Source organism: Candidatus Methanoplasma termitum, assembly GCF_000800805.1.
Lineage (GTDB): Archaea > Thermoplasmatota > Thermoplasmata > Methanomassiliicoccales > Methanomethylophilaceae > Methanoplasma > Methanoplasma termitum.
On sequence record NZ_CP010070.1, the window covers coordinates 621,075 to 636,211 of the forward strand.

Annotated in this window: 18 protein-coding genes, 1 tRNA gene and 1 other RNA gene; 12 read left to right on the top strand and 8 right to left on the bottom strand. The window is 48.5% G+C overall.

Annotated elements, in window-relative coordinates:
* The first annotated feature begins 26 nt into the window (after positions 1-26).
* The 3 genes from Mpt1_RS02880 to Mpt1_RS02890 are packed head-to-tail and all read left to right on the top strand — an operon-like array spanning position 27 to position 1,319.
* Entirely contained in the window at positions 27-494 is a 468-nt protein-coding gene (locus tag Mpt1_RS02880; protein ID WP_048111925.1) for an Ig-like domain-containing protein, read from the top strand.
* 17 nt (positions 495-511) lie between these two features.
* Positions 512-928 (top strand): hypothetical protein, encoded by a 417-nt coding sequence (locus Mpt1_RS02885; RefSeq protein WP_148305811.1) that lies wholly within the window; start codon positions 512-514, stop codon positions 926-928.
* Positions 921-1,319 (top strand): hypothetical protein, encoded by a 399-nt coding sequence (locus Mpt1_RS02890; RefSeq protein ID WP_148305812.1) that lies wholly within the window; start codon positions 921-923, stop codon positions 1,317-1,319. The genes Mpt1_RS02885 and Mpt1_RS02890 overlap by 8 nt, the downstream gene beginning before the upstream one ends.
* Before the next feature lie 73 nt (positions 1,320-1,392).
* Here the strand turns inward: Mpt1_RS02890 and Mpt1_RS02895 are convergent, their stop codons facing one another.
* Positions 1,393-2,604 carry an aminotransferase class V-fold PLP-dependent enzyme gene (locus tag Mpt1_RS02895; RefSeq protein WP_048113740.1) on the bottom strand — a complete coding sequence of 404 codons (1,212 nt, stop codon included), beginning with the start codon at positions 2,602-2,604 and terminating at the stop codon, positions 1,393-1,395.
* A 60-nt stretch (positions 2,605-2,664) separates the two neighbouring features.
* On the opposite strand from Mpt1_RS02895, the gene Mpt1_RS02900 reads away from it, so the two are divergent.
* Genes Mpt1_RS02900 through Mpt1_RS02910 form a run of 3 tightly spaced genes read left to right on the top strand, consistent with a single transcriptional unit; the run spans position 2,665 to position 4,739 of the window.
* Complete coding sequence (locus Mpt1_RS02900; protein WP_048111931.1) at positions 2,665-3,564, top strand: dihydroorotate dehydrogenase; 900 nt, start codon at positions 2,665-2,667, stop codon at positions 3,562-3,564.
* On the top strand, positions 3,557-4,321 hold the full coding sequence (locus Mpt1_RS02905) for a dihydroorotate dehydrogenase electron transfer subunit (RefSeq protein ID WP_048111938.1): 765 nt from the start codon (positions 3,557-3,559) through the stop codon (positions 4,319-4,321). Before Mpt1_RS02900 ends, Mpt1_RS02905 begins: the two co-directional genes overlap by 8 nt.
* Before the next feature lie 31 nt (positions 4,322-4,352).
* On the top strand, positions 4,353-4,739 hold the full coding sequence (locus tag Mpt1_RS02910) for a tetratricopeptide repeat protein (protein ID WP_238603145.1): 387 nt from the start codon (positions 4,353-4,355) through the stop codon (positions 4,737-4,739).
* Here Mpt1_RS02910 and Mpt1_RS02915 read toward each other — a convergent pair.
* Positions 4,731-5,570, bottom strand: a complete 840-nt coding sequence (locus tag Mpt1_RS02915) for a DUF7714 family protein (RefSeq protein ID WP_048111956.1) — start codon at positions 5,568-5,570, stop codon at positions 4,731-4,733. The two genes, Mpt1_RS02910 and Mpt1_RS02915, sit on opposite strands and share 9 nt — an antisense overlap.
* Before the next feature lie 97 nt (positions 5,571-5,667).
* Between Mpt1_RS02915 and Mpt1_RS02920 the strand changes: the two genes are divergently transcribed.
* The 4 genes from Mpt1_RS02920 (at position 5,668) to nifU (ending at position 8,040) form a co-directional block, all read left to right on the top strand.
* Positions 5,668-5,741 (top strand) — tRNA-Cys (locus tag Mpt1_RS02920).
* Between the two features lie 67 nt (positions 5,742-5,808).
* Entirely contained in the window at positions 5,809-6,261 is a 453-nt protein-coding gene (locus Mpt1_RS02925; protein ID WP_048111959.1) for a DUF3788 family protein, read from the top strand.
* 130 nt (positions 6,262-6,391) lie between these two features.
* A complete protein-coding gene (nifS, locus tag Mpt1_RS02930; RefSeq protein WP_048111962.1) occupies positions 6,392-7,576 on the top strand; it encodes a cysteine desulfurase NifS in 1,185 nt (394 codons plus the stop codon).
* A gap of 2 nt (positions 7,577-7,578) precedes the next feature.
* Entirely contained in the window at positions 7,579-8,040 is a 462-nt protein-coding gene (nifU, locus tag Mpt1_RS02935) for a Fe-S cluster assembly scaffold protein NifU (RefSeq protein WP_048111975.1), read from the top strand.
* Between the two features lie 82 nt (positions 8,041-8,122).
* Here the strand turns inward: nifU and Mpt1_RS02940 are convergent, their stop codons facing one another.
* Positions 8,123-8,560, bottom strand: coding sequence for an RrF2 family transcriptional regulator (locus tag Mpt1_RS02940; RefSeq protein WP_048111985.1), 438 nt, complete (start codon positions 8,558-8,560; stop codon positions 8,123-8,125).
* Positions 8,561-8,617: 57 nt separating this feature from the next.
* Positions 8,618-9,169: a TetR/AcrR family transcriptional regulator gene (locus Mpt1_RS02945; protein WP_048111987.1), complete on the bottom strand. Its 552-nt coding sequence runs from the start codon at positions 9,167-9,169 to the stop codon at positions 8,618-8,620.
* Positions 9,170-9,366: 197 nt separating this feature from the next.
* Between Mpt1_RS02945 and rnpB the strand changes: the two genes are divergently transcribed.
* Together rnpB and Mpt1_RS02955 are read left to right on the top strand one after the other, a co-directional pair.
* An RNA gene (gene rnpB / locus Mpt1_RS07440) (RNase P RNA component) lies at positions 9,367-9,656 on the top strand.
* A gap of 51 nt (positions 9,657-9,707) precedes the next feature.
* Complete coding sequence (locus tag Mpt1_RS02955) at positions 9,708-10,391, top strand: HAD family hydrolase (protein ID WP_052399261.1); 684 nt, start codon at positions 9,708-9,710, stop codon at positions 10,389-10,391.
* A gap of 22 nt (positions 10,392-10,413) precedes the next feature.
* Here Mpt1_RS02955 and Mpt1_RS02960 read toward each other — a convergent pair whose 3' ends face one another.
* The 4 genes from Mpt1_RS02960 to Mpt1_RS02975 all read right to left on the bottom strand — a co-directional run bounded on the left by Mpt1_RS02960 (position 10,414) and on the right by Mpt1_RS02975 (position 15,131).
* A complete protein-coding gene (locus Mpt1_RS02960; protein ID WP_048111995.1) occupies positions 10,414-13,128 on the bottom strand; it encodes an FAD-binding protein in 2,715 nt (904 codons plus the stop codon).
* A gap of 99 nt (positions 13,129-13,227) precedes the next feature.
* Positions 13,228-13,635: a GIY-YIG nuclease family protein gene (locus Mpt1_RS02965; protein WP_048111997.1), complete on the bottom strand. Its 408-nt coding sequence runs from the start codon at positions 13,633-13,635 to the stop codon at positions 13,228-13,230.
* Entirely contained in the window at positions 13,625-14,569 is a 945-nt protein-coding gene (locus Mpt1_RS02970; RefSeq protein ID WP_048111999.1) for a methyl-coenzyme M reductase family protein, read from the bottom strand. Before Mpt1_RS02970 ends, Mpt1_RS02965 begins: the two co-directional genes overlap by 11 nt.
* Positions 14,562-15,131: a methanogenesis marker 17 protein gene (locus Mpt1_RS02975; RefSeq protein ID WP_048112001.1), complete on the bottom strand. Its 570-nt coding sequence runs from the start codon at positions 15,129-15,131 to the stop codon at positions 14,562-14,564. The genes Mpt1_RS02970 and Mpt1_RS02975 overlap by 8 nt, the downstream gene beginning before the upstream one ends.
* Between the last annotated feature and the right edge of the window lie 6 nt (positions 15,132-15,137).

Below are 15,137 nucleotides of genomic sequence, written 5' to 3' on the forward strand. Positions count from 1 at the left end.
ACACTCATGCAGACAATCAATGAAGCATGAGAAAAACAGAACGTCTCATTAGGAAATTGAACAAGAATAAGAAGGGGAGTATCGAGGGGCTGCCGCTGCAGCTGATGATAATGATCATCATTGCGACGATAGGTACCGCCATCCTCGTCGGATGGATGGGGAACATCGATTCTCCGAAGAGCATCGGTTCGGTCGAGGTCGTCTCGGGAGACATAATACTTGACGGCAACAGCACTACCGACGGGATGATAGAAGTATACGTCTCCGATCAGGACGGTAATCCTCTGAGCGGTGCGACGGTCGTGCTTTCAGGCCTCGGAGTAAGCGACAAGAACGGAAAGACCGCATATGCCAACACAGACAGCAAGGGGTACGCAAAGTTCGATGGGTTATGTCTGACGCTGAGGGGCGCCGATATAGGTTTCATTACCGTCAACGTATCGATGTCGGAATATGGTGAGAACAACTCCACAAGGGTGGCGGTGATCTCATAAAATTAAACAGAAAAGGTGTGATCGACCTGCCTATCTGGCTGGTCGTGACCTTTTTGATTTTAGCTGTTTTCGTGCCGGTAGCCCTCAATATGATGGGTGATCTGCAGGATGACTCTGCCGTATCTGCCGCAAGGGCTGAATCGGAAAAGATCGAGGATGCCGTGAAGAGGACATACTATTCCGGCGCCGGAAGTACCGATACGGTCTCGATATCTCTATCCGGAGGAATGTGTCTGTTGCTGGGAGGGGGAGGTTCCGATTCATACTGCATTTCGATAATGCACGACGACACGGTCGTAGAGAAGAACTATCTCCAAAGACCTTCGGTGAAGTTCCTGGGAGACCCGCTCTATGTCATGGGAAATAGAACGCTTTCCATTGAGTGCGTGATAGTTGGAGGCGTCTACGGCGTGGAGGTGAGCGTGATTGATTGAGTTCACATTGTCAAGGGTTATGCTGATCGTATGCGGTGTGGCGATCCTCGCCGCAATTGCGGTGCCTATACAGTCATTCTATGATGTAAGCTACGACAGTTCGATGGAGGATACCGCAGATCATATCTCGTTCATATTAGATGAGTTCTGGGCATCAAATGCTGACACAATGACGATCAGGGGATGGGAGATATTGCCGTCATCAGATTGTTCGATCGAGATAGAAGGCCACAAACTCACAGTCCTTCTGGGAGACAGAACATATCATGCGATGATCGCAGAGAATATGGACAAGATCGTTATCGGCTACGGGGATGTTGTGACTATATCCAAAAATGAGCCTTCGGCAGCGAAAAACTTGGGCAGCAACGACATAGATGCAACTGTTTGAGTGCCATTAAACATTACACAAAAAATACCGCCGCAGGAAGATAACGAATGCCCTGCGGATGGGTTCGTATTTTTTATTTCTTATCGCCGAATGTTTCTGCGATATTTATCAACGCAGCCGCGAACCTTTCAATGTCTTCCTCGTTATTGTAAAGATACACAGAAGCTCTGGCACTGCCCTCGATGCCTTTTGATACAAAGAATGGATGGGTACAGTGCATGCCGGACCTTATCATGATGTTGTCCATCTTATCCAGCATCATCGCCACATCATGCGGCGACAGACCCTCGACATTAAAAGAGAAGACCCCGCATCTTCTGTCCGGGTCGTTCGGCCCTATGACGCTCAATCCTTCTATTTCGCCGACCCTTTTGAATATGGATCTCATCATATCTCTGTCATGTTCAAGGATCTTGTCCATTCCCACCGATGTTAGGTATTCCAGAGCTGCTTTTGTTCCGGCTATGCCGGAATAGTTCTGCAGCCCCGCTTCGAATTTGTCCGGTATCGGCGCGGATGTTACACGCTCATATGTTGCCATGCCGACCGTGCCTCCCCCCGTGGTCAGCGGTTTGAGAGATTCCAGGCATTCTCTTTTCCCGTATAATATGCCCATTCCAGAAGGACCCAGCATCTTATGCACAGAGAGCGAATAATAATCCACATCCATTCTCTTCAGGTCTGTCTTCATGTGCGGTGCTGCCTGAGACCCGTCCACAAGGACCTTTGCACCGATATCGTGAGCTATCTCCGTTATTTCTTTGATCGGCACTACACATCCTGTGACATTGCTCGCATGATGCACAGATACCAGTTTTACATCCTTCCCCATGACCTTTTTGAAGCTCTCGATATCGAACTCCCCATCGTCCCGGGCTTTGGAATACCTTCTCTTTAACCCTATTTCTTCGGACAAAACTGTCCATGGGGCATGGTTGGAGTTGTGTTCTGTGTCGGTGGTAACAACCGCATCGCCTTTTCTGAATCTGAAACCTTTTGCAACGGTGTTTATCCCCTCTGTACAGTTTTTTGTGAAGATATAACACTCAGGGTCGTCTGTGCCGAAGAATCCGGCCGCCTTTTCTCTGGCCTCGTCGGTGACAAGCGATACCTTTGCCGACATTCCGTGAATGCTTCTTCCTCCGCAGGAAGGGTAATTCTCATAATATTCGGTTACTGCTCTGATCACCTGGTCGGGCCTGAGCGACTGACATGCGCTGTCCAGGTAAACTCCCCCTCCCTTACGAATAGTAGGAAAATCGTTTCTGACAGCGGACATGTTCATGTTGCAGCCCATTACTTAGTATTATTTAATAATCGGTTATGTGTATCCCTATCTGATAAAATGCTGACGACCTCTGTGGGAAAACTCAGGCTCGAAAGACCGGGAATGGTGGCATCCGGCATAATGGATGAGACCGGCCCGTCGATGGTGAGGATGCTGAGATCGGGCGCGGGTGCCGTTGTAACAAAATCCATCGGGATGGAACCGAACAAAGGACACCCTAATCCGACATTCTCTGAAGTGAAGGGCGGGTACATCAATGCAATGGGCCTTCCCAATCCGGGGATAGAACTTTTCGGGAAAGAGATGGAGATTGCGGCGAAAGCCGGGAACATAATAGGTTCGATATACGGATCGTCGCCGGAACAGTTCTCGATATTAGCGGGTAAGATGGAAGATTACGGCGCCGCGGCAGTAGAGCTTAATCTGTCGTGCCCGCATGCGACCGGTTACGGGATGGAGTTGGGGACTGACCCAAAAGTGATCAAGACCATTGTTTCGGCAGTTAAGTCATCGGTATCGATACCCGTCTGGACGAAACTTACTCCCAACACACATATGATCAAAGACCTGGCATTAGCTGTTCAGGGAGCGAACGGCGACGCTATTGTCGCCATTAATACAGTCAAGGCCATGATCATCTCCCCTCAATTGGGAAAACCCATTCTGAGCAATAAGTTCGGCGGGCTTTCCGGTCCCGCCATACGTTCTATAGGCGTCAGGGCTGTATTCGACATCAAAATGGTTGTCGATATCCCGATCGTGGGGGTCGGAGGGATATCGGACTGGAAGGATGCCGCTCAGTATCTTATGGCGGGTGCCTGCGCATTCCAGATCGGAAGCGCTATCGGCATGAAAGGGATAGAGATATTCGATACGATCAACACTGAACTTGAAAGATTCATGAAGGATTTCGGTTACAACAGCATCGCAGATATGGTAGGTGTTGCCCATGAGTGATACAGTAAAGATCATGAGTATTATCACCGACTCCCACGATACAAAGACGTTCGAATTCCAGTGGGATGATAAAGTGAGCCCGGGACAGTTCATTATGGTTTGGAAGCCCGGAATGGAAGAGATACCCATGTCCCTTTCCAAAACGAGCCGTATAAAAAGCATCACGGTAAAGAATATCGGAAAAGATACTCAAAAATTGTGTGAATTGGGTCTCGGAGACCCTATCCGGATCAGAGGCCCTTACGGTAAAGGCTTCGATATGAAGAAAAGCAAGAATATGCTGATAATAGGCGGAGGAGTGGGGACCGCCGCAGTCATACCCGTTGTGAAAGAGACCGGTGCAGATACGATAATCGGTGCCAGATCCGCCAAGGATATCATCATGGATGAGGTCGCGGGGAAATACGCTAAGAATCTGTGGCTTGCTACAGATGACGGTACCAAAGGGTTCCGCGGGAATGTCGTACAACTGATGAAAGAAAAGGTTCGGGAGAACAAGTACGATATGGTCATTGCCTGCGGCCCCGAGATAATGCAATATCATCTCTACAAAGCGTGCGTTGAATTGAACATCGACTGCCAACTGTCATTGGAGAGATACATGAAGTGCGGTGCCGGCGTCTGCGGATGCTGCATGATGGATGATATGCGTGTATGCAAGGACGGTCCGGTCTTCACAAAGGAACAGATCTCAAAGATGAGCGACTTCGGTGTATCGAAGAGAGATGAATGCGGACGTCTTGTGAAGCTCGGGTGATAATATCTCGACCCCGGAAGGTTATTTCGAGGTGACCCACGGCAAACTTGCTGTCAACGTTCCGAGAAATATCTTCAAAGGAGACGGTGCAACGATCGATAAGGAAAAGGCTGCCGCTTTCAGAGAGATTCTGAAGCAGAGATATCCCTGGCTCACCGACAATTCTCTCGATGTCTTGATGGAAAAGGCCAGAAAGACCGTGGTCGAGATACGCAATGAGGAAACGAACGGCCTTTCCGTGAGCAGAGAATTGGAATCACAGGGCAGACCCGAAGAAGCGATCAAACACCTGAGAAGGCGCTTGGAGATGGATGCCGACGATCCTGATCTATGGTACGCACTCGGAGAGCTTCTCTGTAAAACAGGCAAAACGGAAGAGGGCTACAGAGCGTTTGCGAGGGGAAGAGAATTATTCTGAATCAGCGTACAAAGCATTGATCGCGTCGATCACTTCCGGAACTGTCGTTCCCCATGGTACTTTCGCGATGTTCCCGTCTATCTCATGGCCGTTCTTTACGGTGCAGCATCTGACTATCGTTTTTGTCCCGTCTTTAGGGACGGCATCGACCGGACATACGTTGATAAGTGGAACATCTCTGTCATAGATCGCCTGATATATCCTGTTGGATAAACTGCAGCCGATGAGCGTTACATCATGCTTCACCTCCGGAGCCCTATCCAGGAAATAGTATGGCATCTCCGCTTTCAGACCGGATACTCTGCACGGGAACATCACCGCTTCTGTCTTGACGTATTTGATCTTGTCTTCCAAATCCATATCCACAAATTCGGGTATTATCGGGTGCTCTATCATTCCGGAAGATAATGCTTTGTCTACAAGAATGCGCAATCTGGATGGTCCGGGAGGTATGTTATCTATCGCCCTCAGCTTAAGCGGCCTCATTCCGGATATAAAACTCATGTACGAGAACATCCCTTCTATCACGACGGTCTTACCCGGATATTTCTCCTGCACAGAAGCAACAGCGGGGACATTAAGAACATCTATACTCGGATCCCTTACAAAAACAGTATCTTTCGGCAGGGATATCACCTCCACGCCGGTCACCTTTCTGAAAAGGCCTTCCGGTTCACTTCTGTCCACCCTGACGGTAGCCAGTTCATTCCCGTTCTTCAACACAAAATACTCTGTCCGGACATAGACCTTCCATTTTGACACTTCTTTAACAATATTATTCTTTGTTAAAGGAAAGTCTACATCGTGAAGTGAAATGTCCTTGCAGTGCATACGACCGTATCTTCCGTTTTGCCTATAATCCTGCCGTCCATCATCAGACAACGGACACGAAACGTTTATTAATCAGTCATATGTGGGGATGTTCAGTGTCGGGATAACACAGTGGCTATGTGGCGGACTGCAGATCCGCATACGGGGGTTCAATTCCCTCTCCCGACCCCATCCTGTTTTTTACCGGAATATATCCAAACAATATCATCCAATACTATATCCAACCGGGATCAATAGAATGGAAGAGCGGCAACTACTGCGCGATAAGAACAACGAACCGACGGGTGAGACCATTGCTGAGGGGCTCGGCAGTGCCGGTGCCGCATACGATAAATTCATCGAGGAAGCGAAACATCATGATATTCAGGTCGATTGGCGCTACTATAATGACGGCGGGTGGCTCGGAAAGGCATTATACAAGTGGACGACCGCCCGAGGTACACAAAAAGAAATGACGGCCTTTTGGCTTTCTGTCTGGAGTGGGTTCTTCAAAGTAAGCCTTTACTTCCCGGCGAGTTCACGCGCCGATGCGTTGAACCTTCCATTATCTAATGAATTAAGGAAAAGAATAGAGAATTCAACGCAGATGGAAAAGATGAAGACCATCTCGCTGACCTTCGAACCCCGTTCAGATGAGTTGTTCGATGAAATATTCATTCTCGTCGATTTTAAGAGAACGCTGAAGCGATGACGCTCGGATCGATCTGAACCCAATTCATGGAGTACTCAACAAACAATTAAATATTGTAAAATCTACTTCGTACCTAATTCATATCAAAATAGTATGGAATCGATATGAACGAAACTGATGGTGAAAATTAATGCCCGAACTCGTCTATCTTGACAATGCCGCCACGACCAAAATGCTGCCCGAAGTCCTTGACGCAATGATGCCCTATCTGACGGATAAATACGGCAACCCGTCAAGCATCCACTCTTTCGGTGCTTCATGCAACGCAGCCTGCGATGAAGCCAGAAAAAAAGTGGCGAGCGTTATCAACGCAAAAGAGAACGAGATATACTTTACGGCGGGAGGCACAGAATCCGATAACTGGGCCCTGAAATCCGTCGCATACATGAAAAAGAGCAAAGGAAAGCATATCATCACGTCAGCGATAGAGCATCATGCCATCTTTGAGACCTGCGAGTTCTTGGCAAGAGACGGTTTCGAGATCACTTTCGTCGGCGTCGATGATAAAGGAATAATAAAAATGGATGAACTCAAGGCGGCCATCCGCCAGGATACCATCCTGATATCGGTGATGTACGCAAACAACGAAATAGGTACGATACAGCCTATCAGAGAGATCGGGGCCCTCGCACGCTCGAAGGGCATACTCTTCCATACGGATGCGGTTCAAGCTTACGGACACATTCCGATCGATGTGGAGGCAGACAATATAGATCTTCTCAGCGCCAGCGCACATAAGCTCCACGGTCCAAAAGGCGTAGGGATGCTCTATATGAAGAACAACATAAAATTGACCCCTTTCATTCACGGCGGAGCTCAGGAAAGGAACAGGAGAGCCGGGACGATGAATGTACCCGGAATAGTGGGGTTCGGCAAAGCGGCGGAGATCGCAAAAAAGAACATGGCAGCCAACGGTGCAAAGCTGAAAGAGATGAACTACTACCTCATGGATAAGATCCTTAAAGAGATCCCGTTCTCGAAGCTCAACGGCGACAGAGACAAAAGGCTCCCGGGAAGCGTGAACATAAGTTTCAGGTTCATAGAGGGAGAATCGATGCTGATGATGGTCGATATGAAGGGTGTTGCCGCATCCACCGGGTCTGCATGCGCTTCGGGCTCGCTTGACCCTTCACACGTACTTCTGGCAATAGGGCTGCCCCATGAGATCGCACACGGTTCGATAAGATTGACCATGTCGGAAGACACAACGAAAAAAGACCTTGATTACACAGTAGGGGTACTGAAAGAGGTCGTATCAAAACTGAGAGCAATGTCCCCGTTGTATGAGGACGCAGTAAGAAGAAAGGAGGCATAAGAATGCAATATAGCGCAAAGGTGATGGATCACTTCACAAATCCAAGGAATGTCGGGGAGATAGAAGGCGCGAGCGGCGTCGGAACGGTCGGCAACGCAAAATGCGGGGACATAATGAGGATATACCTCAACATTGACGATAACAACATCATAAGAGATGTGAAATTCAAAACGTTCGGGTGCGGTGCAGCTGTGGCAACAAGCAGCATGGCCACAGAACTCATAAAAGGCAAGAGCATTAATGAAGCTTTGAAACTCACAAACAAAAGTGTGATGGAGGCGCTCGATGGTCTTCCTCCCATCAAAGTGCACTGCTCCCTGCTTGCCGAAGAGGCCGTACATGCGGCACTCTGGGACTATGCAGAGAAAAAAGGAATTAAGATCGAGGGCCTGAAACCGCCCGTCTCCGATATAGATGAGCACGAACACGGTCACGATCATGACAATGACATCCCGATGATATGATCAAAGAGGACCTTTCGGATCTTTGATATCGACGCAAAGATCGTTGCCGATATCGAATGATAACCTTTCCTCAGGTGATGTTTCAGTAATCCGGAATTTCGATCTCGATGAGCTGGCCTCTTGAGCTCCAGTCCATCATATCTGCGAGTGTGGTTCCGTCAAGAACAGAATTAACGGCATCGTCGAGTTTCTTCCATAATATCATCGAAACACATTTGTCGGATCTGCCGCAGTCGTCTGCCAAACACGATACGGGGGCTGTGTTCCCCTCAATGACTTTTATTATCATCCCGACTGTGTACTCTTCGGGGGGTCTTGAGAGACGATATCCGCCATTTGGTCCTTTTTTTCCTTTAACAAAACCTGCTTTGTTTAGCGTAGAAACGATCTGTTCCAGATATTTCAAAGGAATATCCTGCCGTTCTGCGATATCTTTTATTTTCACATTGTCCTCTGTACCATTCAGCGAGATGTCCAGCATACATCTCAATGCATAACGTCCCTTGGCAGATATGAGCACAAATGTATATCATTCTTCAAGCGTAAAATATTTCCTACTAATTTACAGTATTATCTTTCAAAGAGCTTCCCCCAACAGAATATCCAGTTGTTCTGAAACAAGTACCCGGAGCTGACTCTTATCGCGGACATCTATCCCAGAATAAGACGCAAACCCCTCTGGGTCCTCAGAAATCATCATCAGGAAGCATAGGGTTCTGAAGATTGATATTTTATCCTCAACATCATTGGTCTTCCTGCTTAGCCGCTTTTTCATTTCAACGATCTTACGTGAATATTCCAAAACGTCTCTTGAAAATGTTTCTGTATCTCTGCTTATCCCAAACCTAGCATACTGCATGGAAGTCTCGCATATACCCACAAGTTGATCGAATAATGTTTTTCTGGATATCTCGGGTGAGAGAGAAGCATCCGAGATGTGATCCCGGGTCATTGCCGACATGACCAATTTTAGGAGGTTGCCTTTGGAACCGAAGTAATAGTTTACCATCGCAGGATTGATGCCGGCGTTTTCGGCGATCCTGCGAGTGGTAATTTCCCTTCCTTCAGTTGAAGAAACGAGATTTGCAGTCCTCATGACTATTTCTTTTTTCTTTTCTTCAACGTGCATTCCATTACTAAACATGTTTTAAATATATTTAATTTTTTCTGCAAAAAGATTTTGTTAAACATGTTTAATTTGTTTTTAAACGTGTTTAATATGTTCTATTTACAGAACTGTCGGATCATGGCCGTGTTTTTTGAGAGACCTCTTTTCCTCTTCCCGACCACTAATGAAAAATACCCACTGTGCGTACAGATACCGTCAAGAGATGAAGGGCAGCCGACGGTAGGACATAGTCCAGCTGAGGAACTTCCCTCCTCCACAGGGCAAGATGAACCGGGAGATCGGTAAGGCGAGAGCTTTGGCAAGGGCCCAGAAACGACACAGCCTTGGTTAAGGATGATCTGCGGACAGTGACATTCCCAAGGATATGGTGAAACGGCGACACCTCATCGGAGCAAACTCATACAGTCGGGATGACCGCCCGAGACCGGCGGGTAGAGCGCTTAGTTGAATGCTGCCTGAAACAGAAGAGGGAGTACTATCATGACTTGACACTATTCCTCATCCTAAGTTTAATAAAAACTGTTGCCATCCCATTACCGTGGCTTTGGATCCGAAATATAAGGCTGTCGGCTTTGACATGGATGGGACGTTCATGAAAACAAAGATAGATTACATAAAGTTGGCCAACGCCGTTTTTGATGAACTTATCTGCATGGGTGTGCCGGAATCGGCGATAATCAGAACAGACGGAACAAAAGGAGAAATCGAGAGCGGGATCCATTGGCTCAATGACAACGGAAGAAAAGATGATGCATGCAAGGTTTACGAACATGCTTCGAAACGTTGGACCTCCATAGAAAAAGAATTCTCTTATTTATCCAGACCGTTCGACGGTGCCGCGGAAGCCGTCGGAATGTTGCGCGAGCGCGGTTATAAGACGGGCATTGTCACAAAAGGGGGGCGGGAATATGCAGAGTGCATCCTCGGCATGAACAACGTCATCGGCCTGTTCGATGCGATCGTTGCGAGAGATGATTATCCCGAAGAAGAAGCAAAACCGTCACCTAAGGCAATGATCAATTTCGGGAATCTTGTCGGTGTCAGACCCGAAGAGATACTTTTCCTCGGCGACAGTAAGATGGACTGGTTGACAGCCAGGGATTCGGGTGCGGGATTCTACGGTGTGCTTACAGGAGGCTTGCGCCGCGAGGGATGGAATGCTATCGACCCGAATATCGAATTGATCGATGGGGTGGCTTCGCTGCTCGATATGATAGAATAAAAAAGAGATCGCTGAAAGTGGTTTACTGGGTCCCGTCGCCGAGTTTGTGGGTCCTGTCCGCATCCTTGCGGTGTTCCACTTCGTTGTACCTGAACCTTTTCTTGTTGTCGGCAAACGTCGTGTCCGCGGGCAAAAGCTTCTTCATCATCTGCATCATTGCGCTTCCGATACCCATCAGCTGCTTGCTCATTTTTATGCCGAATCTTGTGTTCCCGCATACGAGATGTCCGGGGTTGATGATATCGCGCGGATCTGCCGAGGTCTTCATTTCCCTCATGTATTGGACGGTTGCCGCATCGTGCACGTTATCCAGGTTCCAAGCGAAGAAAACTCCGAATCCTGTGGTCCTTCCGCCGTACTCAACGGCTCTGTCCCCCAGATAGAAGTTGAATGCAAAGGCGGCCATTCCCAGCAGGGACTCGTCATCCTTGAAATAGTAAGGCATGAACATTACAGTGTTGCGGTCTACGACCACACCTATCACTCCGCCCGCCTCCATCTTCATCTTCTTGAAGCCTTCGTAGCACTCTTTTGTGAATTTGCCGAATTGCGAAGTAGGAACGATTATCTCAGCAGGTATCTCTCCGACACCGATCTTCCTTGCCCTGAACTCATAGCATCTCTCGTCCCATTCATGCTCCGAAATTGCATCGACATTCCTCTTGCCGCCGAATCCCGCTGTTATTGAATCCAACTCTGCCAGATCCCTATCTACAAAGGCCTTGTCGCCCTGCAGTGTGAGAAGCAGCAGGCTTTGCACATCGGGTGCTTTTATTCCTGCTTTCCTCTGGTTGGCAAAATGAAGCTCGTCCGAGAAAGCTATGTGCAGCGGCTTTATAGACGGATTGTTAACTATCTTTTCGATCGTTCCGTGCATATCTGCCAATGACGGATAGCTGTACGCCAATGGGTGTATAACTCCCATGGGATAGATCCTGAGTGTAACTGTCCCGAAGACACATAATGTTCCCTCTGAACCTGCGAACGCTTGATTTAGGTTGTATCCGATACCGTACGATCCCATGTGGTCGTCTCCGGTCTCCAGCATATCTCCGTTCGATAGGACGACCTCCATGTTCAGTACGTTGTCTTTTGCGGACCCATACTTATAGGAGCCTATTCCCATCCCATTTGTTGCGATCCATGCTCCGATGGTCGCAGATGGGAAACTTGATGGGTATGAACCGATGATGTAACCTTTCTTCATGCATTTGTCCAGCACTTCTTTCCAGGTGCATCCCGAACCCACCTTGACATACATTTCTTCGGTGTTTATCTCCATCACTTTGTTCATTTTTGATGCGAGATCGAGGACAATTCCTGCGTTGGCAGGCATGCAACCTCCGAGTCCCCATGACGAGTTGCCCCTGGGTACCACGGGTATGCCTTTTTTGTGTGCGATCTTTACTATTTGTGATATGTGGCTTACTGTTGACGGCCTTACGACCACATCCGGGATGTTCTTGAATGCCATACCGGCCTCTTTCGGCAACGGAGCAAGGTCCTTGCTGTAAAGCAGGAGGTCCATTCCGTTGACGGTCATGTTGTTCTTTCCGACGATGTCCGCAATTTCGGAGAGAACTTCATCAGTTACCTCTCTCTTGAAACTTTTCTTTTCTTCTTCTGCGGGCTTTGACGGGGTCCACCTGAATGATTCGCACACGACGGACCTCCCTCCGAACTTTGAGGCGTTGTCCATGAGGGTTTTCTCATCCTGTGACATTACATAGGCGGTGCTGCGGTCGGCGATTATCCCGTATACCTTGTTGCCGCATGCTTCGACCATCGATTTCCAGTTGTGCAGAGGAATTATCGCTTTGGCGGCCTTCGGGGCTTTCGGCCCGCATACCACTCTGCATACCTTGCATGCTTCGGCCTTATCCAGTTTTGAAGCTTGGATCTTCTCCATTATCGCATCTATTGACTGTTCTTCCAAGTCTACCGAGCCTTTTGAACCGTCCAGTACAAAAGCGATCGTCAGATTCTTTGCGCACCATATGATGTTTCGGGGCTTTATGCTTGGGTGTTGAACAATCTTCTTGATCGCTTCCTGCATCTTTTCCGGTGATTCGAACTTGAAAGAGAAACGCCTGTTCACGCCTTTCGGAACCAGCTTCAGAGTTACCTCTGTGACAATGCCGAGCGTTCCCTCGGAGGCGGCGAACATTTGTGTCAGATTGTATCCCGACATGTAGTATCCGATGTTGTCGTACGCTGTTTCTATTGTCGCCGCGTTCTCCGTCACAGCCTTAATGTTGACGACGTTGTCCCTGGAGTTACCGTATTTGTACACCCCGTATCCAATCCCGTTGGTGACAGCCCATGCTCCCACTGTAGAGGACCAGTCAAAGGGATATGATCCCAATGTGAACCCCGCTTCGGAACATGCTCCGGCGAGGGTCTCGAACTTACATCCGGCCCCCACCCTTACAGTCAATGAGACCGGGTCTATCTTGATTATGCTGTTGATATTGGACAGGTCAACGAATACTACTGAATTGCCGCATTTCGTTCCGTCTATGGCCCAGGATGGGTTGTTGCTTGAAACAACCTTAACGTTGTTTTTCCTTGCTATTGCGACAATCTTGGAAACATCTTCCGTGCTGCTCGGTGCGACACATGCCTCTGCGCAGTCGCATTTTTCGCAGACATCGACTTTCTCCACTCCGATCGCCGCACCGATTGCATCGATAACATTTGCGATCGCTTCTGACTTGTTCCCTTTCGCTGAATTCATGACTTGCCTCCGTGCCTAAAAGCGCGATTACTAATAAAAAAGGGTAGCGTCTGATATATTATAATGATTGTGCAGGCGACCGCGATAGATGCTGGCGGTTTATCGCATGTAAAGGGTGAAACACGGGTCTGAAGTGAGTTTTCTCTTCGCCTCTCCGGTCAATCCGAAGAGATGGGTCTGACATTTGCAGTCGGAACAGCCGAACCCCCTGGCTATTCCTTTTCCGCCGTTTTTCTGCACGACCGCGCACAACCCGCATTCGGGGATACTTTTATCATTTACCACGTACGCCTCCATACAACTGCATACTGTTGAAAGATAGTCAATGTGCCAGCGGACCTTCTTCTTTTTTGACATGTGTCTCTCCAGCCTTTGGTCTAGACCGTTCATCGCGCTGCCGACGTAACAATATGAGCCTTCACTCAGTTCTATAAGACCCAGAGCGCCCACCTCTATCCTTATTTCAGGCAGATCGAATATCAGGATGTATGTTCCTTTACGGACCATTTGCGCCTGCTTTTTTGAGATCTTCCTGCCTGACCTCGGATCTCGTTTTGACCTTGATTATTATGCTGCTGTCATTGATCTTCGAAGGCGTCACTTTGCATATCTCGCCTACTTTGCGGCCGTATATCTCCATGTCCTCGATGTTCCTGTGGTGTTCCTCATAACCGATCTTGACCCTGAGACCGTCCAGGTGGAGGACCACCGGCGCCGGCCTGAGACACATATCCACGGGTTCGTATTCCTCGAGAAGCTTCTTTACCTCGGCCGGGTGTATGAACAGCGGGTCCTCGTCCAAGAACCTCTTTTTTTCTTCCAGGATCTTGGCCACCCTATCAGTTATATCATCGAGTTTATCCCTTTCCGGAGCGGTCCTCATTCTCGATACTTTTCTTCCGACGCCGTAGACGATCGCGCTGCACTTGTCGTCAATGCCCTCCGGCTTCGGTCCGCACACCAGAACGACCGGTACCCTGATATCGCTGAACAGATCGGTTTTCGCTTCGATGCAGGTCTTGAAATTCCCGAGAGAGAATATCGCCGCATCGTACTCATCGATGATCAGTTTCTCTTCGAGGTTTATCTGGGATGTCAGCTTTCCGCGCCCTCTCGCCAATCCCATTACGACCGTTATCGCACCCATCCTCCTGAGATTCTCGGCTATGTCGCAGATCGGATGCGGCATGTGATGGCGTCCGAGCGTCGGCCCGACAACGGCTATTTCCGTGCCCGCAAGAGGTACGGTCTTTATTTCCCCCCCTATCTCTTTGCACAATTCCGCAATGGCGGCCTTGTCCTCTTCGGGGATGGACATTGTAAGGTTCAGAAGCTGAGAGCTTCTCGTTTTCTGGATGACCACGCCTCCCACATCCTCGATCAGTTCTAACAGCTCATCGGATCTGTAGATGCCTCCGTCGAACATCAAGACCTCAAACATCTTCGCCCGCCTCCATCATTTTCTTGTGATACTCGAGACCGTCTGCCAGCATCTCCCGGGTGAATATCTCTTCGGTCGCCACCACCGTTATGACCGTTCCATCAATGTATGTATGGCGGACCTTGATGCCCTCTGGCATGGTCCTCCAAACGGCCCCTATCATCTCTTTGAGATATCCTTCGCCTGATGCTATTATTATGTCCTCAATCTCGTTTGCAGATGCATTCTTCACGAATATGTCGAACCTGGTCTGTTGGTCGACGTTCTCTTTCCCATATTTTGCCCAGAGTTCCCGTTCAATATCCGGTGCATATCTTTCATCTGTTATGGTGATGAATATGCTGTCTCCTTCTGCCCTTATGTTCGCAACATCCGAGATGGTCTTGTTTGCGGGCTCGGTCTTGAGTCTTATCGAGAATATGAAAAATGGTATGCTTGGCTGCAAAATCAGCAGCGCCTTCTGAACATGGAATGCCTTTCCGACATCTGACATTATATCTTCAAAAAGGGTCCTGTATGAATCGTTCCCGAACACTTCCTCACTGATTATCTCGATGTTCATTCGCAC

Bases quoted from the DNA above. Each gene is read 5' to 3' on its own strand.
- Mpt1_RS02880 (WP_048111925.1), top strand. From the start codon at position 27: ATGAGAAAAACAGAACGTCTCATTAGGAAATTGAACAAGAATAAGAAG.
- Mpt1_RS02895 (WP_048113740.1), bottom strand. From the start codon at position 2,604: ATGAACATGTCCGCTGTCAGAAACGATTTTCCTACTATTCGTAAGGGA.
- Mpt1_RS02900 (WP_048111931.1), top strand. From the start codon at position 2,665: ATGCTGACGACCTCTGTGGGAAAACTCAGGCTCGAAAGACCGGGAATG.
- Mpt1_RS02905 (WP_048111938.1), top strand. From the start codon at position 3,557: ATGAGTGATACAGTAAAGATCATGAGTATTATCACCGACTCCCACGAT.
- Mpt1_RS02915 (WP_048111956.1), bottom strand. From the start codon at position 5,570: ATGCACTGCAAGGACATTTCACTTCACGATGTAGACTTTCCTTTAACA.
- Mpt1_RS02925 (WP_048111959.1), top strand. From the start codon at position 5,809: ATGGAAGAGCGGCAACTACTGCGCGATAAGAACAACGAACCGACGGGT.
- nifS (WP_048111962.1), top strand. From the start codon at position 6,392: ATGCCCGAACTCGTCTATCTTGACAATGCCGCCACGACCAAAATGCTG.
- nifU (WP_048111975.1), top strand. From the start codon at position 7,579: ATGCAATATAGCGCAAAGGTGATGGATCACTTCACAAATCCAAGGAAT.
- Mpt1_RS02945 (WP_048111987.1), bottom strand. From the start codon at position 9,169: ATGCACGTTGAAGAAAAGAAAAAAGAAATAGTCATGAGGACTGCAAAT.
- Mpt1_RS02960 (WP_048111995.1), bottom strand. From the start codon at position 13,128: ATGAATTCAGCGAAAGGGAACAAGTCAGAAGCGATCGCAAATGTTATC.
- Mpt1_RS02965 (WP_048111997.1), bottom strand. From the start codon at position 13,635: ATGGTCCGTAAAGGAACATACATCCTGATATTCGATCTGCCTGAAATA.
- Mpt1_RS02970 (WP_048111999.1), bottom strand. From the start codon at position 14,569: ATGTTTGAGGTCTTGATGTTCGACGGAGGCATCTACAGATCCGATGAG.
- Mpt1_RS02975 (WP_048112001.1), bottom strand. From the start codon at position 15,131: ATGAACATCGAGATAATCAGTGAGGAAGTGTTCGGGAACGATTCATAC.